Here is a 21,831-nt window from a genome sequence, read left to right on the forward strand (position 1 = left end):
GACATCCCGACTACTATGTAACCTGTCTGCTAAATCTTTTCAGGATCCTGTAGTGAGAATGCAATGCAGCGAAGAAAGTCTTACTTTCAATATAGGGAATATTAAATTCAGCTGCCGTGGCCCTGACGATTCCGGATATCTTACCGTAATGAATGTGACAGACCTTCGGGAACAAGTGATGTTCAATCTGTCTATTTAATCCGCCAAGAAAAAATGCAGCAAGCCAACTATCTGTAGCGAAATTGGCTGTCGTCCTCATTTGGTGCTCAGCCCAGACTTCTTCAATATTCCCCTCCGCATTCGGGACGGGAAAAGCAGTTCCTTCAACCACATGGGCAAGCTGGAATACAAGTCCCATGGTGAGCCCCTGAGCCACATGTAATGTCAAAAAGCCAATCAGAAATTGCCACCATGCAATGTCTAGAACCATAAGTGGAAGTGCAATGAATAAAAAGTAATATAGACCTTTGTAAAAGAACAGTTTGAAATACTCCTTCCTGGGATGGTCAGAGGTACGGCCACCAACCCGGGTCTGGAAGAATTTTTTAAAATCTTTCCTGAACACCCAGGAAAGCGATGCCATTCCGTACAGCGGAACGGCGTACCAATGTTGAAAACGCTGAATCGCATTCACTTTATCATCTTCCGAAATCCTGATCAAACCTGGGGCAATGTCAATGTCTTCATCATGACCAGGGATATTCGTGTAAGTATGGTGAACGATGTTGTGTGTGATGTTCCATACATATGGGTTTGCTCCCACCAGGTTAAATACAAAGGCGAACAACCTGTTTACTTTATTATTGGAAGATAATGATTTATGAATGGCATCATGACAAACATTGAAACCTACAAATGCACTGAACATTCCCAGCACCAGTGCAAGGGGTAGCATAAACATTGGCGAAAAAAGATTGGATATGATAAGCAGGTAAGTCGCAACGAGAACGGTAAGAAAAAAAGCTGTTTTTCCCCACATTCCGGGATTTGCATGTTTGCTGATCTGTAAAGTAGCGAAAAGATGATCTACACGTTGTCGTACCGTAGCATAAAAATGAGTGCCCCTATTAGGCGAAAACTTAATGATTTCTGACATGATATTATTTGTTTGATCAATTTAAAGCGACAAACGATGGGTTAATATCTATGCTGAATTAAAGAGGATGTGGGAGATGATCACTAAAAGATCAACTATACAATGAATGAACAGTTGACAATCAAAATTGTTTAAATATCTATAAACATACTTAAACAAGCTTAAAAATAAATCAAGTTCTGCTATTCCTGGGCCATAAAAAAAGCACCTACCGTAAAGTAGATGCTTCTATCAATTTATGAAGGAAATCTGATTAGCTGATCTTAACATTAATTGCATTCAAGCCTTTTTTACCTTGCTCGACGTCATAGCTTACAGAATCATTCTCACGAATGTTATCCATTAAGCCAGATGAATGAACAAAGATTTCGCTATCACCATTAGCTGGTACGATAAATCCAAAACCTTTTGTCTCATTGAAAAATTTTACTGTTCCTTGTTGCATTGTACTTTATTTAAATTATAATCAAATGTAATCATTTAAATTGATATTTTAAATATTATTTCATTTATTAACAAGATAAAAGTCGTTATTTCAAAAAAAGACGCAAAAGTGAAATATTTTCCAATAAGTTTATTTGGCTTTAATATCCGTTTAACCTGTAGTGGGAGTACTTTTTCGTAAAATCCAAGGCAGAATTTATGGATCAAAATTTTAATACAGAATATTTGTATTGGGCGTACATTCCTGCTCAGCAACCGGCAATATGTTCAAGAACAGGTTTCTTTGAGATGGCGTATGATGCGGTCTGTGGCTATAAGAGTTCGTAAATTAACGATATATGGTCGTAAATAAACTTGCACAAAACATGCAAGCAACTGATCTATAGAACAATAAATCATTGGTATCATAATTGGCCATTACGTGAGAAAAACTGACCCCAGCTACAGCTAAATCACTAATGCGGACACATAAACTGAAACTTTCATACATTTATGGACTGCTGATGATCGGTTTGATGATGACATACCCCGTTTCGCTAATGGGACAGCAGATTAAAACTGCAGCTGAAGCAGAACAATGCAAAAAGCAGCTTCAAAAAACAGAACCGAGCCGAAGGAAGGTCGATTTGTTAACCGAACTGGGTGCTTACTACCTCAACCTGAAGGGCGAATTAAAAGCTGATTTAAACACTGCATCAAATTACCAGCGCCAGTCAATCTCCCTCGCAAATGTTATTGGTTATCCAAAGGGGATTCTGAAAAATATGATTCTTCAAGGTGACATTCTTCGTGAATCCGGAGACAAAAACCATAGCAGAGGACTATATGAACAGGTAATCTCACTAGCCAGGAAGCAGAACCTTAACGAACAATTAGCGGAAGCGGATTTAGCAATGGCAAACCTATTCGGAAATGAAGGGATAGACCTGGATAAAAAGATATCTTTCAGTGAGCAAGCTTTAAGTTTGTACCAGGTCACAGAAAATAAGGTTCAACAAGCCAACATACTGAAGGACCTGGGCGACTATTATACGTTAAAGGGACAATCGGCTCATGCCATTAAATTACTGGACGCTTCCTTAGCTGTATATCAATCCATCCGATTTAAAGAACTTCAGGGTGTTTACAATAATCTGTGTTATACCAGCATCAAGCTCGGAAATCTGTCACATGCGCTCGAATATGGTCTGATGGCAGAAAAGACGGCTGAAAAAAACGGCGATACCACGTTACAAAGGTGCTCAATCCTGAAACACCTCGGCCTGACCTACTTTTATCTCCGAAACAATGACAAGACCTTAGCCTGCTGGACGGAAGCAAAGAAGATTGCCGAGGGCTATCAGGATGCGGGATATACACAAACGGTCCTCGCCAACCTGGCAACTTTGCTGACGCGTATGAAAAGGTTCGACGAAGGTATCGCATTATTGAAGGAATTGGAGATAAAATATCCTCCCGCAGATATCCAAATGAAGGTACGCATTCCTTACATCCTGTTTAATACCTACTATGATCTTAAAGAATATAAAAAAGCAGCGCCCTACTATAAGCTGTTAGTGGATTTTCATCATAAGCTGCCCGAAGATGATGTGAACCAGATCTATTTATACAGGAGCATCATTAAAAAACTCGTGTATGATAAGCAATATTCAAAAGTGGTCAGTTACCTCCAGGAGCATGAAAAACAAACCCTGGAACAAAAAAACATACTTGCGTTATCACAGTTGCACCAGTTATGGGCCAACGTAGATTCTGCCACCAATAAGCCGTGGTCGGCATTGATGCACTATAAAACATATAAGCGACTGTCGGATTCTGTTTACAATCAGGAGAAAAATCAACAGCTGATGGGACTGGAAATAGAATATCAAACAGAGAAAAAAGACAGGGACATTGCGCTTTTGAATCAACGAAACCAATTGCAGCAAGTTCGTATTGAAAATCAAACCAGCTTGCGGTACATCTTTATCGCCGTACTCATTATCGCCGGATTATTTCTAGCCCTGGTTTACAACAGATATCGACTTCGGGAACAAAGCAACCTCGTCATGCAGGAAAAACAGAAAGAAATCAACGGTCAAAATGACTTGTTGAGAAAAATTCTCAGCGAAAAGGAATGGCTGCTCCGAGAAATCCATCACCGGGTAAAAAATAATCTGCAGATAGTCATCAGTCTGTTGAATACCCAATCTGCCTACCTTGAAAATCCAGATGCTTTAACAGCCATTAAAAACAGCCAGAACAGGATGCATGCAATGTCACTGATCCATCAGAAGCTTTACCAGTCTGACAACCTTGCTGAAATTGACATGGCCTGGTACATCAGGAAGTTAGTAGAGTATATGATTGAATGTTTTGGACTGGAACAAAAAATCAAGTTTGATCTGACAACAGACTACATCCAGCTCGATGTCGCACAGGCAGTCCCTTTAGGTTTAATCTTGAACGAGGCGATCAGTAATGCCATCAAATATGCTTTCCCAACAGGCAGGACCGGAACGATCCGTGTATCATTCGTGCTTGGACACGACGATACCTGTGTGCTGACCATTTCCGATAATGGTATAGGATTACCTGAGGATTTTGTAGCAGAAGATACAGAGTCGTTAGGAATGAGTTTGATGACTGGCCTGACCAGTCAGCTGAATGGAAAGATCAGCATGTGGAACGACGATGGCCTTACGATGGAAATCTCGTTTACCAAACACCTGGAGCTGTCCGGCGGTCTCATTGCGGTCTAATCATGAAATTAACAACCAATCTGTTGAATAAATAACGATTAATTATAGAAAACACTTTTCGCAACCACCATCTGACATCTTTTTAATCAACCTTTTTAAAACATCCACCGACATTTAATGTCTTGCTGTAAGGCCATCTATTCAAATGCCCTTATAACTATGAAAATCGGAATCATTGCCCACCTGAAGCATCCCATTGCTGCTCCATTTGCAGGTGGACTGGAGGCATTTACACATCAAATTACGAGAACACTGATCGCATACGGTCATGAAGTATTGCTGTTTGCCAGCTCCAGCTCGGATGCGACATTACCTTTAGTTCCTATCTTGTCCGATCAGGATTATGACAGCCGTACCGGTATCCGCATAAAGCGTCGCGATTTACCGTCAGAATATATCGCAGAACACCATGCCTACCATCGTCTGATGTCAGAGATCGACAGTTATAACCTGGACATTGTATTTAACAACAGCCTCCATTATATTCCTATTACCATGGCTAATGTGATCAATACACCTGTTTTAACAGTGCTTCATACACCACCATTTTATGAACTAGGGCTTGCAATTCATGCGGAGCGAACAAAACCTGTAGTGGAGTACGTCACAGTATCAGATCAAAACGCAGTAAACTGGAAAGATTATATTCCAGATTGCCGGGTCATACAAAACGGAATACCATTGGATAAGTGGAAGAGTTACACCGACCCATCTGCTGACCGCTACGCGGTATGGTTTGGCCGTATCCATCCCGACAAAGGCTTACACCTTGCTATTGAGGCGGCAAAACTTGCAGGCATTAAATTGAAAGTGGCAGGCCGGGTAGCAGATCAACGGTACTTTGGTGAACGAATCGCACCGATACTGGACGACAGCATCACCTTGCTGGGCTTACAGGAACAACCTGCTTTAAACAAGCTGATAGGCAATGCATGTGTCTGCCTTGTGACCCCCTGCTGGCAGGAACCTTTCGGGTTAGTCGTAGCCGAGGCACTTGCTTGTGGCACGCCCGTAGCGGGCTTCAAGATGGGAGCACTTCCGGAACTGATCACTAAAGACATCGGCATATTGGTAGACTATCCTGACTGCTATGCCCTTGCAGCGGCCATACACGAAGCGATGAAAATGGACAGGAACCTTATAGGAAGTTACGCCAGGACAAAGTTTGAGCTGAAAGTAATGATGGCCCAATACGAAGACCTAATGACCAGCATCATCGCTAAAACGCAAAAATCTAATTACACAATCGCATGAAAGAAGTAAAATCATTGACATCATACGAGACCTTTGATGCAACAAAACTAAAGTTGGTACTGGAAAAAATTGCATCACGTGCCTCAGAATGCGAACATGATCCCGAGGGGCCAAAAGTAGAGTTCCAGTGGTTAAATGAATGTGGTGCGCTCGCAGCTGTATTACCTGGAGGGGAAATGGATTTTAATAAATCTCACACCGGGCAACTATTGAAATTACTGAAAGACATCGGCAAGGCTAACCTATCTGTCGGGCGAATATTTGAAGGACACATCAACGCTCTGTACCTGATCCATTTATTCGCAGAACAGGAGCAGCGTGAAAAATGGTATACCGAAGTAAGGGATTTTGGTTACCTCTTTGGTGTTTGGAATACTCAAACAAATGATGGCATCCTGTTTACAGAAAATGAACGTTTCCTGAAAATCGAAGGCAGTAAAACGTTCTGCTCAGGCGCTACGCTGGTAGACCGGGCGCTGATTACGGGCAACATTTCATTGTTACATAGAACTGGTTGGCAAATGGCAATCATTGACATGAAACAAATTGATCGTAGCAAGATCGATCGGGAGAGCTGGAAAACATTGGGCATGAAAGCCTCAGGGAGCTATAAGGTTGATTTTAGTGGCTATGAAATTTATGAAGAGGAACTACTATCCATTCCAGGATTTTATTTAAGGCAGCCCTATTTTAGCGGTGGAGCAATTCGTTTTGCGGCGGTTCAACTTGGCGGAGCCGAAGCTATTGCAACACACACACTCGCTTACCTGAAAAACCTTGACCGAACCTCTGATCCGATACAGCAGCTGCGCATCTCAAATATGATGGCTCAACTGGTGTCAGGTAGGATGTGGCTGGACAGGGCGGCCACTCATTACGATACCTGGGCCAATAGTGCAGCCGAAGATGAAGCGCTCATTGCTTTTGCCAACATGACCAGGGTTAGTATTGAAGACATCTGCCTGAAGATCATGGAGGAAAGTAACCGCTGCGTTGGAGCCAGGGGATTGATGCATCCTTATCCCCTGGAGCGCATCTTTAGGGACCTCAGCTTCTACCTGCGCCAACCGGCACCAGATGCAACGAGATTAAAGGTCGCTGAGTTTTTTATCAATAATAATTCCGCATTCAATGAATAATACATTTGATAAAGTCGCATTTCAGGCAGTTGCGGCTCCAGTAGGTTTAGACAGCCTGTCTGCTGTAAGGCGTTGCACCGTATTGGTCCCTCATCCGGACGACGAGTCCCTTGGATGCGCAGGACTGCTGGCTACATTAGTTGCTGCACAATGCGAAATTCAGGTTATCCTCACAACAGATGGCAGCAAGTCACACCCAAACTCCCTGGAATATCCTGAAGCACAACTGATCGCGCTACGCCATTCGGAATTGCTACACGCGCTGATGCTTCTGGGGATTACATCCGACGGGCTGATCAGCTATGGTGCCAGAGACGCGGCTATGCCGGGAAAAACTCAAGTGGGTTTTGAAGAATTGACCGACAGGCTCGCTACCGACCTTCGGAATTTTGCACCTGATCTTATCCTGGTACCTTATGAACTTGATCCGCATTGCGACCACAGGGCTACATGGCAGCTCCTGATGGCAGCCCTTGAGCGTAGCACAACCAAGCGCCCCATGATCTGGGAGTATCCAATCTGGCTCTATGCCCATGCTGCTGCTGAAGACATTCCCCACTTAAATCCTGATGAACTGCTGGTATTGGATGTTAGCAGGTACGCAGCATTAAAGGAAAAATGCATATATGCACACCAATCGCAGACTAGAGCATTGATCAGCGACGATCCTTCGGGATTTATGCTTTCAGCAGAGATGATCGCCAACTTTACCAGCGGCAACGAATATTATATGCAACGGAAGAAACTTAATCCAGATGCTACCCTCTCCGTCGATTACTTTGAGAAACTATACACTGGTAACATCGACCCCTGGAATTTCGAGACCAGCGATTATGAACGGAGCAAGTATTTAGCGACAATAGCGGCCATTCCTGACAGAGCATATCTTTCCGCGCTGGAGATAGGCTGTTCGATAGGCGTTCTCACTGATATGCTGGCCTCCAAATGCAATAGGCTGACTGCAATGGACATTAGTCAAGTGGCATTGGAAAAGGCCCGGTCGCGCCTCCAGGGGTCTTCAAATGTCGACTTCCTACTAGGTGGTGTTCCTGCCGACTTCCCCAATGATCGCTATGATCTGATCGTCATGAGTGAGGTGGGCTATTACCTCAGGATGGACGACCTGCTTCTACTCCGTGAACAGGTGATCGAAGCGCTTGAGGCTGATGGTATACTTGTTCTTGTGCACTGGACGCATTTTGTGGTAGATTACCCCCTTACTGGAGACCAGGTACACGATGGTTTCATCAGAACAAACCTTGAACTCCACAGTTGCAGCAGAACGGCAGACTACCGACTTGAAGTCTATACGAAACCAAAAAGATCAGATGAATTTTAAAATCGCCTTTTACATACACCACCACGGCCTGGGCCATCTGACGCGGGCAATGGAAATCATGAAGAGATTTCCTGATCATGAGATGATCTTCATGGGAAGTAACCTACACTTTCAAAGCGCATTACCTGCAAACGTCCGTGTCGTACACCTGCCCCTGGATGTGGCAAATGAAACAGATACATACTACCACGAGGAACTTCCCTCGGATATTTTCCATTACGCCCCCTTAAATGTAAGCGGTATCAGGGACCGCATGTCCATAATGACCGAACTTTTCCGGGATGAGTTTCCGATGATCCTAATCGTGGATGTCTCGGTAGAGGTTGCACTACTCGCCAGACTGTGCGGTATTCCAACCATCGTCATGCGACAGCATGGCAAACGTGGAGATCTGCCACATCGGTTGGCTTATCAAAGTGCTGAGCTACTGATCGCACCTTATCCTAGATCTATGTATCGTGGAAACGAAGACGAAGCGTATGCGAAAACACTATTTACCGGAGGCTTTTCGAAATTTAACGTCAATGGTAACCCGGCAAAGGAAATCCCTAACCATATTGCCATCCTATTAGGTGGCGGTGGCAGTTCTTTAAACTCCTCAGTGATTACTGAAATAGCCACCACCTGCCCTAACCACTTTTTTCATATTCTGGGAAAAATAAGCGGTGACGCTCCTGACCTCACCAACACAACATGGTACGGTCATCTTGATCAGCCTCAATCCATTATTGAACAATGCACAATGGTGATTGGAAATACAGGCCATAATACCGTAATGGAGGTTGCGAGCCTGAATAAACGTTTTATTGGTATACCGGAACAGCGCCCCTTTGAAGAACAACTGGATAAAGCAGAGGCGATCAGCTCACGCCGTGGCATCCATATTCTTTTACCTGAGCATCTCCCAGAAACAAATTGGAATAACTTGTTGGAGACACTACAGACGCAACAGCTGGATTGGACCGACGTCATTGCTGAAGATGCGCTTGCAATACTGGAGGAAGCAGTTTTAAAAACTGGCAACAGCGTATTTAACATGCAACCCTAACTGGGAGATCAAGTTTTAAGGGCTTGTTTTATCTCATCTGGATTGGGTAACCTTATCGGTCTGATTTCATTTTCGGACCATACAATCAACCTCCTGTCGTCAAATGCTTTTAGCCATCCCTCCATTGGCCAGACCTTCCATTTTGTAAAAAACCTGTTGGCATTGCAGATGATGTCCGTAAAATGATTTAATGGTGGTGAATAATTAGCATGATATTGGTGAAAAGCAAAAGCCTGAACATTCTGTATTGATATCCCCTTTTGCGCTGCGGTAAAAGAAAAGTCGGTATCTTCCGCGCCATAACCTTTATAATCTTCATCAAAACCGCCTATATAAAAATAGGTCTGCCTGGAACAGGCAAAATTCAGCGACCAGAAAAGTGCATGGGGAATAGTTGATAGTCCAGCCCTGATCGGATCTGGTGCACTTAATTGGACTAGATGGTTCATCAGGTCTTCATGGCCCATCGCTTTTTCAGTCAAATACCGAATCTGACCACTTAACAATTGTCTGCTGTGCTGATGTTCCTGGTATTTCAAAATCAGATCTGATGATGGTATACAGTCTACATCCAGGAAGATCAGAAAATCACCTGCTGCCTTAACCGCAGCATGATTCCTTGCCTCCGCCAGCGGAAGCTGTTCTTCAGAGCTCATTTGAAAACATCTGACAGGAAATGGCATGGAAGGCATCACCCTTATAGGCTCGTTCATGAAAACAATCACCATTTCATCTGGCAGGACTGTATTTAACGACAAACCCATCAACAGATTTTCCAGTGCCGTCCCGCGCCCCTTTACCAATGTCAGGACTGATGTCATTGTATGCGAATAAAGGTTAAACGGCAATGGCATCAGAACTGCATATCGGCATCGTCCTTATATTTTTAATTACAGCACTTCCTATTTTGGAGAAATGTTGTCTAAAAGATTGAATGACTTCAGAAATCGGTCTTAGCGTGATTTTGTGCAGCTCTGTCGCCTGGAGATCAAGATCAATCTGCTCCCACAAGGCTTCGAAAAATCTGGACGTCAGCAGCAACTGCATCACAAATTCAGGTTCCTTATTGATGAGTGCGGCAATACGCCTGATCTCTACATGAGCAGAAGAATAATTACTGCTGGTTAACCAAAGGCTGCGGAGCATATTTTTCAGCTTAAACTTAAAAGTCAAAGTTTCCAGTGTTTCGACCATCTGCTCCTCTTTATTATTGCTCATGTCGGTCCAATGTTTCAGCTGGACAGAGAACCCAAATTCCACACGTCCCTTCAGGCGGGAAGAGGTAAATACCCGAACATCCGGCGCATGTCTGATTTTTGCATCGATACGTTTAAGTGCTTTTCGAAACTCTTCGTCTTCCAGATACGGAATAGCAGGCAACCTTCCCGCCCTATCGTAAATATCACAGGTCACGGCCAAACTCGGACCGAAACATTGGAAATGCCGGGGCCAGGGATTGGAAAGGCAAGGATCAATCTCCGCCTCCAGGCGACTTTGAAAAAACCTATAGTTCACATCCTGCAGATGGTGTCTTCTTGACAGCGAGGGAACGTCGCGTGGAAGGATTCTTCCGCCTACAACATCCGCTCCCCTATCCATCTCCAGTAAAATGTACTGCACCCAATTTTTGTCTACCTGGCTATCAGCATCCGTCGATACAATGATGCCCTTCGGTCCTACCGTCAGACTCAACCTGCGGTAGGCACTGTCCATTAATATACGCCTCACTGTTCCAATGTGGGCAACTTCAGCACTCAGATCTACATATTCCAGATGTAGCGCAAACGAAGGATACGCTTTTTGATAAGCTTTACAAACATCCAAGGTATCATCGCTGCAATTATTAATCAGCAACAACACCTCAAAGAGATGCTGAGGCAGTGGATTCCCCAATAGGTCCTGCTGTGTTCTCAATGCATCAAGAGTCATCGCGATCTCCTGGGATTCATCCTTCGCGGGAACAATTACGGATAGTTTTAAGTCAGGATGGACATACGCCTGAGTAAACAGAGCGGTAAGTTCTGGAAGATATGAATTCATAGGTATTAATGGGGTTATCTAACTATGCAACACCCCCTAAATACAAATGTTCTAACAATCTTACCAGCTCTTTGGAATATTTTAAGATGACGAAGAAGTCAAGGTTTGAGGAGTTCTAAAACAATAGGATTCGTGCTGATCAGCACGAATCCAACCAGACCTGTTATAATGTGTTTTTCGGCAAACTGATAAAGAAAGTTGTTCCCACGCCCTCTTCACTTTGACAACTGATTGTTCCACCGTGCCATTCAATAATTGTTTTTACGATGGAAAGGCCGATACCAAGCGTGGGTTCCCCCTGTAAGCCGGGCCTCCGTGCAGCACTGAATTGTTTAAATATCTCAGGGAGTAGCGCCGCCGGAATGCCGATTCCAGTATCGGAAAACTTGAAATTTACACGATCCTCCAGTTCCTCAACTGTCACGTATATAGAACCTCCAACAGGAGTAAATTTCAGGGCATTTGACATGAGGTTATTGATGACCTGCATGAATTTTGCATCATCCATGTCCACGTAGATATGCGGCGAGGAAGTGGTCATCTGAAAAGTAATCCCGGAAATAACCTCCGAACGTTTGGATTCCTCCATATAATCCCTCAACTGACCGACAATATTGACCCGTTTTTTTGCGAGTACTACATTGGCTGTTTCCATAAATTCCCTGTTCAGCAAATCATTGATCATGTCTACTGACTGCTGTAATATCGTTGAAATCAGTTTTGTTTTTTCTAAAAGCGTTACATCCTTTATCTGGCGACTGATAGTTTGCAGTAAAGATTTACCAATATTCAGCGGCCCGCGGAGGTCGTGGCCCAACATATGCAATATTGAATTTTTCTTATCCGCATATTTCGTCACCGCCTGTGTACTCAACACTTCATCGGTGATGTCCACCACTGTTGCCAAGATCAACTGGTCATTTCTATCCTGAACCAAAAAAGGAACGACCAATAGCCACCGCAAACCTTCAGGTCCAAGTATCTTAACCGTTACCTTTCCAGTGAAATTTCCCGCAACAACATCGTCGAAGACGTCCTGAAGGTATCTGATGTCCTCCGCCTGAATTTTGGAAGTTAACGTTGCCAGCTGGTTTCCTTCACCGCCCGAAACCAGCCATTGCAATGAAGTGTGTATGAATAGAATTTGTCCCGAACTCAGATTGTAAGCAAAATGAGTGTTATTTCCGAAGGCAAATCCGTTCTTTGGCAAGTGATTGATGATCATAACCCTACAACCCTAGAATAGTAGAAATGTTTAGATTCCTTTTTCAGTCAGGTCAAAAATCAGATTACAATATCGAAAAAAAATCATGCATACATTTTCAATCTGTTCTTCAAGGCTTTACGCGCCAGGTGGATCCTTGTCTTGACCGTCCCGATCGGCAAATCCAACTCTTCTGCAATTTCATGATACTTGTACCCTTCAAAATATCGAAGGAAAGGAATCGCATATGCTGGCTGGATACTGTCCAGTGCTTTAGTGATGTCCTCGCCAATCATTTTGCATTCTCCCTCATTTTTAGAAGTTGCATCGTTTACAGGATACAACCAGGGATCTACATCTTTGATAAATACTCCAGCCCTACGGCCCAGTGAACGATAGTTGTTGATGAAGGTATTTTTCATAATGGTATAAAGCCATGCCTGCAGATTCGTCCCCTCGCCAAATGAGTTTTCATATCTGATGGCTTTGACCAGCGTATCCTGAACAAGGTCACTTGCATCATCATGGTCATGAGTAAACTGTAAGGCAGACTGCATAAGCTTATTTCTGTAAGTACAGATTTCAGTGTCAAAGGCGATTGTGTTCATAGACAAGGTTTTTATGTGACAATAGAACAGTTGTCTACAAACGTTGTTTGACCATTAAATACGCATTTTAATGTGGTTTTTACAGGCAATTTTGCGGTAAATACCTGGATCAGACCAGGCCCATTACCGTAGCGGTTTTTATCAGGTGGGCTGAGTTTCTTGATTGCGTTTTATTAAGTAACAACTGACGGTGTCCTTCCACAGTACGTTTGCTGAGGAACAATTTGTCGGCGATTTCTGAATTGGTGTGTCCAAGGGCAATAAGCTGCAGGATTTCCATCTCTCTTTGCGTAAAATCATCTGCATTATGATTGCTTGCTGGATTTACCCTTTCGGAAGATTTTTGTTCGAGCATCTTAAATTGTATTTCAGAACACAGGTACCGCCCCCCATCGTGTACATACTTGACTGCAAAGAGCAATTCCATTGCGTTCACATTTTTGAATAAATAAGCAGAAGCCCCCTTTTTGATGGTATTAAAAACCACTTCAGGATTGTCGAGCATGGACAGGAAGATCACCTTCAGTAGTGGATACTTTTCCCGGACGATTGGTAAAAGTGCGATTCCATCCATCACTGGCATATTCATATCCAGCAGCAGGATGTCAGCCGATAATCCGTCGTCAAGCAGATCCAGAACCTCCTGTCCGTTTAACGCCTCTGCAACAACATCCAGTTCAGTATCCTCGGTCAGGAGGAGTTTTATACCATTCCGCACCAGCAAATGGTCGTCAGCAAGAATTAATCTGATCATAATTTTGTAGCCTTCATTAAACTGTTGCAGTCTTGTTCACTTCGAAATATTCGGCTCGGAGAATAGACCATCACAATTCCTCCAAATGAAAATCAATTTCATCACCAATACGGTCTACCAACTGTTCCGTAAACTCCACATTGAGACGCTCATCACCGTGTTTTGACTGATACAAAGGAAGGTCTTCTCCTCCAATCTCATCTGATCCCACTGGCTCCCACTCGTCAGCATTTTTTCGTATACCTCCAAGAATGCCGCCATAGTAGACGATCTTGAAAACGTCATTATCGGACGGAAGAATGGTCAAAGTAACTTCATTACTTCCGTAGCTGATTCTAATGTTAAATGGTTCCATAATTGATGAATGTTAATTCAATGCGTGGAAAGAATATGGTATGCCATTATTGCTTGACAGGCACAATTCAGACAACATCGATTATTTTAAAAGGTTTTCAAAGAAAATCAAGTTGCGATCGATGATATCTCCTAATGTATTCAATGAATTGGCCTCATCGGCTTTCGCCGGCTATTGGATTCAGACATCTGGATAAGATAAGTTTAAAACCAGAATAGGTTTGTACGCAAGGTAACTAAAATTATTCATCCTGGTACGCCTATTAGAAACATAAAACACTTAAACTTTAAGGTTGTTAGCACTAAAATTTAACTAACAAACATATGAAAACAGAACATTCATTACTCATTCTTGCATCTACCGTTCTTATGGCATGTGCCTCGCCTGAACAAAGAGCCGTTGGCCAAATGGATACCAATACGGTCAAGGCCGAAGACACTGCAGGCACCGATACAGTAACCAATGTAAATGGCAGATCCGGAGTCATCTATGAAACTGGCATTGATAGTTCAATCCATACCGGGGCATGGTCACTGGCCTTCTCCCATCCACGCACCTCTTTGTCAACCTTAGCAACTTTTAGTCGTCCTGCAAGTACTGGATTTAATAAAAAATGATCTAACCGCAGACCGGCGTTGCGACCATAGGCATTACGCATATAATCCCAGAAGGTATATATCCTTTCTCCAGGATACAATTCCCGGATGGCGTCTATCCATCCCTGTGCTACCAGATCCGCATAAGCCTTTCTGGACTCCTCTCGAAAAAGAGCATTGTCGAGATATTTCTCAGGTTTATACGTGTCTAGTTCTGTCGGCATAACATTATAATCTCCAACAAGCATCACTGGCAGACCTGTATTCAGCAACGTTCGACCATGATCAGCAAGCCTGGAGAACCACCTCAGCTTGTAGTCAAACTTTGGTCCCGGATAGGGGTTTCCATTTGGCAAGTAGATGCAGCCAATGACCATTCCGAAGGTAAAGCCTTCAATATAACGACTGTGCTGATAACTCGCATCTTCCCCCGGCAAGTCGGTCCGCAACTCACGAATTTCCGATTTGGATAGTATAGCTACCCCATTCCAGCTCTTCTCTCCACGCCAGATGGCCTGATATCCGGCATCGTTGATGGCCGTTACTGGAAAGCGGTAGCTTTCACATTTCAGCTCCTGCAGACAGACTACATCTGGCTGTGCTTTAGCAAGCCAGCGTAATAATACGGGCAAGCGTCCATTAACTCCGTTTATATTGTAGGTGGCAATCTTCATGATATGAATAAGATAACAACAAGGAATAATTTTGGTTTCCGCTAAATCATCCTCATCGTTATCTGATGTAAGTGCCCTAAAGGGACATTGGCGTTGTCAGGTTAAGCTCCCGTTTCTCCAGTAAAGGTACAATCTGAGCGATCACAATATTCTGGAAGTAATGGGAGTCGCGGTGATCCTGCAAAGCAGTTTCATCGGTATAACCTTCAAATAAGATCAGGACATTGGGATCGGCATTGTCCTGATGAATCTGGTAAAACAGGTTGCCCTTTTCTGAAGTACTTTGATGTACCACCTCTGGCAATAATCCGAGGACAGTTTCCAGGTGTGCTGGCTTGACTTGCCATTTGGCAAATACATGAATAGGCTGGGTGTTCATAGTCTTATGCTTTAGCGTTTTCTAAAATTGCGATTATTTTCTCACCTACTCCTTTTGCGGATGCAGGATTTTGACCGGTCACGAGGTTACCGTCTGCAATACTGTTGGCAGACCATGGTGCTGCCGCATGAAAAATTGCCCCCTGACTGGTCAGTGCTTCCTGCAGATCAAAAGGCACATCAGCCCTTGCGTAATTGTCTTCCTCTTCTGTGGTAAAAGCAGCGATATTTTTACCGTTTACCAGGAAAGATCCATCCTTGAGTTTTACATTGAGCATTGATACAGGACCATGACACACTGCTCCGACAACAGCTCCCCGCTCGTAGGTATCGGCAATGACTTGCTTAAGCGCAGGAGCATTTGGCATATCGACCATTGGTGCGAGGCCACCCGGGATAAAAATGGCATCGTAGGCCTTGACATCTACTTTCTCAAGCTGTTTTGCCTGTTGCATATCTGCCCAGCCCGTACCTGTTAAAAATCTGAGGTTATCCGGGTCGTCGGCAAGGTTAAGCGCATCCAGATAAGGGACACCACCTGACAGACTGGCAAAATCCACCTGATAACCAGCTTTTTCAAATTCAGCATAAGGGTGTGCGACTTCAGAAAGAAAAGTACCCGTTCTTCTGTTATTAGGGCCAATGCTGTTGGCGTTGGAGACGATGATTAAAATGTTCTTTTTCATGATTAAAAGATTTAAAATGGTTGTTGAATATTGACATTTCAAATCTCCGAACATCAGCCTCCTAATCCGAGGAGGCAAGTCACAAAAAAAGTGTGAGCAGCCTCACACTTCTGCTTAAGCTTAGCCATTTTTATTGCTGGAATATAATCTGCTGAGGGTCTCCCTGCTCACGCCAAGATACTCTGCAATGTATTTCTTTGGAATATTCTGCATCATTGAGGGGTACAGCTGGCCAAACTCTTCATACCGTTGCTGGGGTGAACTGGACAATAACGTGATGATGCGACGTTGCTGGGCAACATAACCCTTCGTCAGTTTTAGCCTAAAAAAATGTTCCATCTTATGCAGTTCGGCAGACAATGTTTCCCTGCCCTGCAATGTGAGACAATAAACTTCAGCATCCCTCATACAAGTGATATTCAACGTTGCTTTCTGCTCATTAAAGTAAGCCTGATAGTCGGCCATCCACCAGTTTTCGCCGGCAAACTGCACAATATGTTCGTCGCCCTTTTCGTCAAGGTAGAACATACGGAAGAGGCCTGACCTGATCAGGTATTCAAAGATTACGGGTTCACCATCCTGACAAAGGTACTGGTGTTTTTTAACCCGTTTGAGTGTAAAGAACGTTTTTATATAGTCGAACTCTTCATCGGTTACCGAGATAATTTCCTCAATATGTTTGCGTAGTTGATCCATGAAAAGAAGCTAATGTTGTTCAGGGCAACAAGATAAAAAAACTATCCCAATATCATAAAACCGCCACCCTGATCCAGGATGACGGTTTTATCTTCAGCACAAACCGGAATTATGGTGCTACCTTGTCTCTAAGTGCTTTGATCTGATCATGTGAAACCCTTAAATCGGCCTTTTGTTCAGCAACAATGGCGTTGAGGTTTGCAGAAAGTCCTTCTGTTTCCAAAGCCGTTTTGTATGCTTTCTGAGCGGCATCTTCACCAAATTCGCAGTTGTTCAAGACAGTCTCGCGGTCATGGCCGGTAAATACCGCTTTGACATCCATCCAGGCACGATAAATTTTACCGGACGTTGTTGTTCCTGTATCTGCAGTTACACCAAGTACCTGAACCTCTTGTGTCAGTGTAGCCTTGTGCTGCTGGCTTTGTCTGATCATCTCAGCAAATAAACTTCTCAAATCGGCATCTTCAGTTTTTAATTCCTCAATTGCCTTTTCATAACCTTTTACCCTGTCGTTGTTGATCTGGATCAGATCATTCAGAATTTCTGTGTTTACTGTGTTATTTTCCATTGTTGTAGGTATTGATGTATAAATTCAACACCTGCGCTGAGATAAGGTTTCATGTTTTTTGCTTCCCTCGCACTTTATGACTGAGCCTTAACAACATGCACTTTGTTGTAGCAAACATTTATAGCCAACTTGGCGAGATCTCCACATCTGATTTAAATCAGATACAGACCAGAATAAAATCAGGCGGTTAAAAATCAACCGACAACATACTTTTCTCCTGCTGACCATATTGCTTCAGCAGCACCTTTACACCGTTTGTCAACAGCGCAGCGTCTGCCTCTACCGGAATCAGTCTTTCCTCACCCGGCATCAGTGTAATGTAATTATCCGGCATCATTACCGGAAGTATCCGTTCCCCCGTTGTTTTATTCACCAGCCGGAGCCGGTTGCCAAATGCTACGGTAGTTGAGTTATTTTTAATAGCAATTTTCAATGTGCCTGTTCCCTCAGCAGTTTCTTTACTCACTAGTTTGCAGCTGAGATTTGCAGCAGGCAAAGTATTCAGCGATGTGTAATCCAGATCTTTAATACCATTTCTCCAATAAAAATTTTCTGACAACAGGTCTCCTTTCGCATCTTTCAATTCCAGTTTAATAAACTGAAGCGGCGTAACGTCATCCTTTGCTTTCTGCTCTCTGTATACCTCTATCTCATATATCGAGTAGCCAAATTCGGTTGCACGTTTTAATCCCAGCAGGCGCACATAACGGGCGGTTACCGGTTTGAGGGAAATTTCCTCGGTCGATCCTTTCCCATCCGTCACCTCGCGAACAGTCTTCCATTTCCTGCCATCATCCGAAACCTGTATCTCGTAAGCTGCCGCATAAGCATTTTCCCATTTCAACACCACACTACGGATTTTTTCCTTCTTCCCCAGGTCTACCGATATCCATTGGTCATCACTATAGTCACTTTCCCATCTGCTCCCGGCACCACCATCTACAGCCAATGTTGCAGCTCCAGTTTTTGAGGCCGACGAAGCATCCACTTTTTTGCCTCTGGCCAGATTTCCAGGGTTAAAGTTTAGCACGAAAGCCTCAGCCACATTGCTGGAGGAAACATTCAGCGAGGTCTCATTTCCAAACTGTGGCAGCTGCTTACCACTCAGGTTAAAGACAGTAGCTGTTGCTTTAACATCCTTCAGGTCATTTAAAGTGGTATTCACCACTTTAACACTGTTGCTTGAGGAGTTCCATTGGATATGTAAAGGCTCACAAGCTTTTTTTGCGCCCCAATACGCACCGGTAGCATCATAATAGTAGTCATAAGTCTGCCATACAAAGGAAGGGTAAGCCGACTGGCTCATCCACAACAGCAGTCCCGAAGCATCGTTCCACATTTTGTCGTTCCAGGCTTCATACATCCCTTTCATGACCTCAATATTGATGAACTGTGATTTCTCACAAAACTCTTCCAGACCAGATGATTCCCCAAATTGATTGTTTACCGCAGCCTTATAATTTATAGGATTGGCATTTGAAGCTTCTTTGCCAAAATAATGTTTATTCCACAGGTTGTCGTCCTCATCTTTCAGCTGCTCATCAGTTGGCAATGGCCACAGTTTCTCCTCAGGTATAAATTTCTTCACACTTTCATAAGTAGGGAATGTTGCCATACCTATTTCAGATCGCAGGCCATAACCGCGATCAGCACCATAAGGATATGCCGGTTTATTCCAGGCCAGGTTACTCCCTGAATTCTCAAAGTGATGTTTAGGCGGTTGATTTCCCCACCATCCACTGCCCGAGAGGCCATCCTGATTGGAACTGGATTTATACATCCTGTCGTTATGATCTTCTACAGCGACAATGCCACGGAGGTAATTGTCCAGTTCTGGCTTGGGATGCGTTTCATTGGCACCGCACCACAGGGCGATGCTGGGATGGTTGCGTAACCTTTTCACCTTATCAAGGGCATTTGCTTTGAAATCATCATCACTGGCCACGTCATTATAAGCCACGTAGAGCCAGAAATCATCCCAGACCATCATGCCATGTTTGTCGCAATATTCATAAAACTCATCATCGGTCACACAACCCGTCCACAGCCTGATCATGTTGTAATTCATGTCTTTGTGGAGCTTTATCTTAGTTTCATATTCCTGGCCATGACACCGCAACAGGTATTCACTCATTCCCCAGCTGCCACCTTTCACATAAATCTTATGACCATTGATGTAGAAATTCATCACCGGCCATCCTGCCGCATTCTTTACAAACTGGTAACTATATTCCTTGATGCCAAAGGTGATGTCCTTCACGTCGGATGTCTCACCATTTACACTGCAGGTAAGTTTACAGGTATACAGGTTTGGCTCCCCATATCCATTCGGCCACCATAACCTTGGGTTTTGGATCAGAAACCCGGCAACATCTTTTTTATCCAGATAAATATTTGAGGTGGCACCTGCGTCAATACTGATCTTTTTGGAAAACTCAATGCGCCCGGGTTCTATGGTACCTGAAATGGTCACCTCCTTTTTGGAGGAGGATGAATTTTTCAATGTAGAAGAAAGAGACAGATAAGCATATTCATTGGACTCCAGCTGCGACCTGATCCATGGGTCTTCAAGTGTGACATCTCCTGTAATCTCGATGTAGGCATTCCCTGTGATTCCCGCCAGTCGTCCGGGAATATAAGGCATCCAGTCCCAGCTTGCTGCAGATAAATAAGTAGGACTTGCAGTGACACCAAAACGATCTTCAGAATTGCGTTTTTTCTTCTGGTCTGCATCGGTGATGAGCACAGCAATTGCATTTTTGCCGGCCGCTTTCAGCAACGCCGTTACCTCGTATTTTGTGCGTAGCATATGCCCGCTGACATCCTTGGTTGACGTTTTAGTACCAGATAGCTTTTTTCCGTTGAAATAGAAATCAGCATAACGGTTGGTATTGTCGAAATGCAGCCACACACGCTGACCTTTTTTGTAAGATGCGGGTAATTCAAACTCAGTACGATACCAGAAGGGCCGATTATAAAACGACTCATCTACCTTCCAGATGTGATCCGCATAACTAGGATCAGCAACGATGCCGGCATCTACATAAGCAGTAAAAACGGTACTAGGAACGACGCCTTTTACAGGAGTTGGAATCCTGAACCCCGGCATAGAGAGCTCGTAACCAGAACTGCGTAGCTCCGCTTGTGGTTTAATTTGCCAGCTTACCTGCGGGTTGGAGCTATTGAGAGATATTTTTGTGATCTGCTGGGAGTAGCCCTTCATCAGGCCGGCAAGCATACAAAAAAGTAGAAGTGCAAATTTATTCATGTTCATGCCCCCGTCTTCAGAAAAGTTCTTCTTGTAAAATCATTCATCTCGTACAGTTTCTATTTGGTGTACGGTGAATATAGGAAAATATTTTAGGTTGCTTTAATTATGGATGATCTTATTCATTACTACATTTCCTGAAGCATCATCGGTTAAATAAAAGGAGTAAATCTTCCCTGCAACCAGGTCGGTGAAGCGATAAGAACCTACGCTGTTTCCAGATGTAAGACCCGCAACCTCAATGCCGATCGTTCCGGGAGAAACATATTTGTATCCGGTTGCCTGATCTCTCACAAGTGAATTGGCGTAGTCGTCGCCGTTCGCATCTTTAATCTTAATAATGTTGGGGGCCCGATTGCTCAAATGAACAAATTTAATTTTTACCTGTCCGTTGTTGGGCGTTGCCAGATCGTCTTCAAAATTTTTGACCCTCGCATTTGATCCTGAACCTGCCAGATACACAGTAAAGTTGACGCCGTTTGCGGTGTAAATTGATCCGGATGCGTAAACGGCGTTTGTGCTGGCATTCCTGAATTCGGTAATCATGTTCTTTCCGGATGGTGCATTAATATAAGCTGAAGCGTCCATGTAGTTAAGTCCCCCGTTCAGCAGTACATTTCCTGCCAGAGTAAAACTTTGCGCACCCGCCGTTGCCGAAGCATTAACTACCTTAATGTTGAACTGTCCGGAAGGATCGAGAGTATTTTTCTTACAGGAGAAAAAAGTTCCTGCTAACGTGACGATGGTGATGACCATAAATGCTGTTCTTCTTTTCATAGTTGCTTTTTATTTGAGATTAATATTGACCAAAGTTATCGGTCATTCGAACTGGCCGTTTAAGAATATCTTGTGAAGCGGGCATAATGACTGCTGTAGATTGTTATAAGGGAATTGAAAATTCGGCCATCATACGGATCGTGATTATAGGCCAGTTGGCAGTTGA

Annotated in this window: 20 protein-coding genes; 5 read left to right on the top strand and 15 right to left on the bottom strand. The window is 43.7% G+C overall.

Features of this window, described 5'->3' with window-relative positions; translation table 11 throughout:
* Nucleotides 1-13: 13 nt before the first annotated feature.
* Complete coding sequence (locus tag PBAL39_RS13685; RefSeq protein WP_008242409.1) at nucleotides 14-1,096, bottom strand: acyl-CoA desaturase; 1,083 nt, start codon at nucleotides 1,094-1,096, stop codon at nucleotides 14-16.
* Nucleotides 1,097-1,349: 253 nt separating this feature from the next.
* Nucleotides 1,350-1,541: a cold-shock protein gene (locus PBAL39_RS13690; protein WP_008242415.1), complete on the bottom strand. Its 192-nt coding sequence runs from the start codon at nucleotides 1,539-1,541 to the stop codon at nucleotides 1,350-1,352.
* Between the two features lie 514 nt (nucleotides 1,542-2,055).
* Here PBAL39_RS13690 and PBAL39_RS24720 point away from each other — a divergent pair.
* The 5 genes from PBAL39_RS24720 to PBAL39_RS13715 all read left to right on the top strand — a co-directional run bounded on the left by PBAL39_RS24720 (nucleotide 2,056) and on the right by PBAL39_RS13715 (nucleotide 9,061).
* A complete protein-coding gene (locus tag PBAL39_RS24720; protein WP_232282956.1) occupies nucleotides 2,056-4,281 on the top strand; it encodes a histidine kinase dimerization/phosphoacceptor domain -containing protein in 2,226 nt (741 codons plus the stop codon).
* A gap of 159 nt (nucleotides 4,282-4,440) precedes the next feature.
* Nucleotides 4,441-5,535, top strand: a complete 1,095-nt coding sequence (locus tag PBAL39_RS13700; RefSeq protein ID WP_008242418.1) for a glycosyltransferase — start codon at nucleotides 4,441-4,443, stop codon at nucleotides 5,533-5,535.
* Nucleotides 5,532-6,674 carry an acyl-CoA dehydrogenase family protein gene (locus PBAL39_RS13705; RefSeq protein WP_008242420.1) on the top strand — a complete coding sequence of 381 codons (1,143 nt, stop codon included), beginning with the start codon at nucleotides 5,532-5,534 and terminating at the stop codon, nucleotides 6,672-6,674. Before PBAL39_RS13700 ends, PBAL39_RS13705 begins: the two co-directional genes overlap by 4 nt.
* Nucleotides 6,667-8,013, top strand: coding sequence for a bifunctional PIG-L family deacetylase/class I SAM-dependent methyltransferase (locus PBAL39_RS24725; RefSeq protein ID WP_008242422.1), 1,347 nt, complete (start codon nucleotides 6,667-6,669; stop codon nucleotides 8,011-8,013). The genes PBAL39_RS13705 and PBAL39_RS24725 overlap by 8 nt, the downstream gene beginning before the upstream one ends.
* Nucleotides 8,003-9,061: a glycosyltransferase gene (locus tag PBAL39_RS13715; protein ID WP_008242423.1), complete on the top strand. Its 1,059-nt coding sequence runs from the start codon at nucleotides 8,003-8,005 to the stop codon at nucleotides 9,059-9,061. The genes PBAL39_RS24725 and PBAL39_RS13715 overlap by 11 nt, the downstream gene beginning before the upstream one ends.
* Before the next feature lie 8 nt (nucleotides 9,062-9,069).
* Here PBAL39_RS13715 and PBAL39_RS13720 read toward each other — a convergent pair whose 3' ends face one another.
* From PBAL39_RS13720 to PBAL39_RS13780, 13 genes are all read right to left on the bottom strand, one after another.
* The gene (locus PBAL39_RS13720) at nucleotides 9,070-9,882 is read right to left on the bottom strand and encodes a galactosyltransferase-related protein (RefSeq protein WP_008242425.1); all 813 of its coding nucleotides are present in this window, start codon (nucleotides 9,880-9,882) and stop codon (nucleotides 9,070-9,072) included.
* A 16-nt stretch (nucleotides 9,883-9,898) separates the two neighbouring features.
* A complete protein-coding gene (locus PBAL39_RS13725; RefSeq protein ID WP_008242427.1) occupies nucleotides 9,899-11,101 on the bottom strand; it encodes a glycosyltransferase family 2 protein in 1,203 nt (400 codons plus the stop codon).
* A 163-nt stretch (nucleotides 11,102-11,264) separates the two neighbouring features.
* The gene (locus PBAL39_RS13730; protein WP_008242429.1) at nucleotides 11,265-12,326 is read right to left on the bottom strand and encodes a sensor histidine kinase KdpD; all 1,062 of its coding nucleotides are present in this window, start codon (nucleotides 12,324-12,326) and stop codon (nucleotides 11,265-11,267) included.
* An 83-nt stretch (nucleotides 12,327-12,409) separates the two neighbouring features.
* The gene (locus PBAL39_RS13735; protein WP_008242431.1) at nucleotides 12,410-12,913 is read right to left on the bottom strand and encodes a sigma-70 family RNA polymerase sigma factor; all 504 of its coding nucleotides are present in this window, start codon (nucleotides 12,911-12,913) and stop codon (nucleotides 12,410-12,412) included.
* Nucleotides 12,914-13,022: 109 nt separating this feature from the next.
* Nucleotides 13,023-13,667 (bottom strand): response regulator transcription factor, encoded by a 645-nt coding sequence (locus PBAL39_RS13740; protein WP_008242433.1) that lies wholly within the window; start codon nucleotides 13,665-13,667, stop codon nucleotides 13,023-13,025.
* Between the two features lie 70 nt (nucleotides 13,668-13,737).
* Nucleotides 13,738-14,022 (bottom strand): hypothetical protein, encoded by a 285-nt coding sequence (locus tag PBAL39_RS13745; protein ID WP_008242434.1) that lies wholly within the window; start codon nucleotides 14,020-14,022, stop codon nucleotides 13,738-13,740.
* 487 nt (nucleotides 14,023-14,509) lie between these two features.
* A complete protein-coding gene (gene xth / locus PBAL39_RS13750) occupies nucleotides 14,510-15,292 on the bottom strand; it encodes an exodeoxyribonuclease III (protein WP_008242436.1) in 783 nt (260 codons plus the stop codon).
* A gap of 76 nt (nucleotides 15,293-15,368) precedes the next feature.
* Complete coding sequence (locus PBAL39_RS13755) at nucleotides 15,369-15,671, bottom strand: putative quinol monooxygenase (protein WP_008242438.1); 303 nt, start codon at nucleotides 15,669-15,671, stop codon at nucleotides 15,369-15,371.
* A gap of 4 nt (nucleotides 15,672-15,675) precedes the next feature.
* Nucleotides 15,676-16,356 carry a type 1 glutamine amidotransferase domain-containing protein gene (locus PBAL39_RS13760; protein WP_008242439.1) on the bottom strand — a complete coding sequence of 227 codons (681 nt, stop codon included), beginning with the start codon at nucleotides 16,354-16,356 and terminating at the stop codon, nucleotides 15,676-15,678.
* Nucleotides 16,357-16,476: 120 nt separating this feature from the next.
* Nucleotides 16,477-17,052, bottom strand: coding sequence for a Crp/Fnr family transcriptional regulator (locus PBAL39_RS13765; protein WP_008242441.1), 576 nt, complete (start codon nucleotides 17,050-17,052; stop codon nucleotides 16,477-16,479).
* Between the two features lie 109 nt (nucleotides 17,053-17,161).
* Nucleotides 17,162-17,620, bottom strand: coding sequence for a PA2169 family four-helix-bundle protein (locus PBAL39_RS13770; protein WP_008242443.1), 459 nt, complete (start codon nucleotides 17,618-17,620; stop codon nucleotides 17,162-17,164).
* A gap of 187 nt (nucleotides 17,621-17,807) precedes the next feature.
* On the bottom strand, nucleotides 17,808-20,894 hold the full coding sequence (locus PBAL39_RS13775; RefSeq protein ID WP_198139827.1) for a discoidin domain-containing protein: 3,087 nt from the start codon (nucleotides 20,892-20,894) through the stop codon (nucleotides 17,808-17,810).
* 96 nt (nucleotides 20,895-20,990) lie between these two features.
* The gene (locus tag PBAL39_RS13780) at nucleotides 20,991-21,665 is read right to left on the bottom strand and encodes a DUF4397 domain-containing protein (protein ID WP_008242446.1); all 675 of its coding nucleotides are present in this window, start codon (nucleotides 21,663-21,665) and stop codon (nucleotides 20,991-20,993) included.
* Between the last annotated feature and the right edge of the window lie 166 nt (nucleotides 21,666-21,831).

This window comes from Pedobacter sp. BAL39, from assembly GCF_000170795.1.
In the GTDB taxonomy this organism is placed as follows: Bacteria; Bacteroidota; Bacteroidia; order Sphingobacteriales; family Sphingobacteriaceae; genus Pedobacter.

Bases quoted from the DNA above. Each gene is read 5' to 3' on its own strand.
- PBAL39_RS13685 (WP_008242409.1), bottom strand. From the start codon at position 1,096: ATGTCAGAAATCATTAAGTTTTCGCCTAATAGGGGCACTCATTTTTAT.
- PBAL39_RS13690 (WP_008242415.1), bottom strand. From the start codon at position 1,541: ATGCAACAAGGAACAGTAAAATTTTTCAATGAGACAAAAGGTTTTGGA.
- PBAL39_RS24720 (WP_232282956.1), top strand. From the start codon at position 2,056: ATGATGACATACCCCGTTTCGCTAATGGGACAGCAGATTAAAACTGCA.
- PBAL39_RS13700 (WP_008242418.1), top strand. From the start codon at position 4,441: ATGAAAATCGGAATCATTGCCCACCTGAAGCATCCCATTGCTGCTCCA.
- PBAL39_RS13705 (WP_008242420.1), top strand. From the start codon at position 5,532: ATGAAAGAAGTAAAATCATTGACATCATACGAGACCTTTGATGCAACA.
- PBAL39_RS24725 (WP_008242422.1), top strand. From the start codon at position 6,667: ATGAATAATACATTTGATAAAGTCGCATTTCAGGCAGTTGCGGCTCCA.
- PBAL39_RS13715 (WP_008242423.1), top strand. From the start codon at position 8,003: ATGAATTTTAAAATCGCCTTTTACATACACCACCACGGCCTGGGCCAT.
- PBAL39_RS13720 (WP_008242425.1), bottom strand. From the start codon at position 9,882: ATGACATCAGTCCTGACATTGGTAAAGGGGCGCGGGACGGCACTGGAA.
- PBAL39_RS13725 (WP_008242427.1), bottom strand. From the start codon at position 11,101: ATGAATTCATATCTTCCAGAACTTACCGCTCTGTTTACTCAGGCGTAT.
- PBAL39_RS13730 (WP_008242429.1), bottom strand. From the start codon at position 12,326: ATGATCATCAATCACTTGCCAAAGAACGGATTTGCCTTCGGAAATAAC.
- PBAL39_RS13735 (WP_008242431.1), bottom strand. From the start codon at position 12,913: ATGAACACAATCGCCTTTGACACTGAAATCTGTACTTACAGAAATAAG.
- PBAL39_RS13740 (WP_008242433.1), bottom strand. From the start codon at position 13,667: ATGATCAGATTAATTCTTGCTGACGACCATTTGCTGGTGCGGAATGGT.
- PBAL39_RS13745 (WP_008242434.1), bottom strand. From the start codon at position 14,022: ATGGAACCATTTAACATTAGAATCAGCTACGGAAGTAATGAAGTTACT.
- xth (WP_008242436.1), bottom strand. From the start codon at position 15,292: ATGAAGATTGCCACCTACAATATAAACGGAGTTAATGGACGCTTGCCC.
- PBAL39_RS13755 (WP_008242438.1), bottom strand. From the start codon at position 15,671: ATGAACACCCAGCCTATTCATGTATTTGCCAAATGGCAAGTCAAGCCA.
- PBAL39_RS13760 (WP_008242439.1), bottom strand. From the start codon at position 16,356: ATGAAAAAGAACATTTTAATCATCGTCTCCAACGCCAACAGCATTGGC.
- PBAL39_RS13765 (WP_008242441.1), bottom strand. From the start codon at position 17,052: ATGGATCAACTACGCAAACATATTGAGGAAATTATCTCGGTAACCGAT.
- PBAL39_RS13770 (WP_008242443.1), bottom strand. From the start codon at position 17,620: ATGGAAAATAACACAGTAAACACAGAAATTCTGAATGATCTGATCCAG.
- PBAL39_RS13775 (WP_198139827.1), bottom strand. From the start codon at position 20,894: ATGAACATGAATAAATTTGCACTTCTACTTTTTTGTATGCTTGCCGGC.
- PBAL39_RS13780 (WP_008242446.1), bottom strand. From the start codon at position 21,665: ATGAAAAGAAGAACAGCATTTATGGTCATCACCATCGTCACGTTAGCA.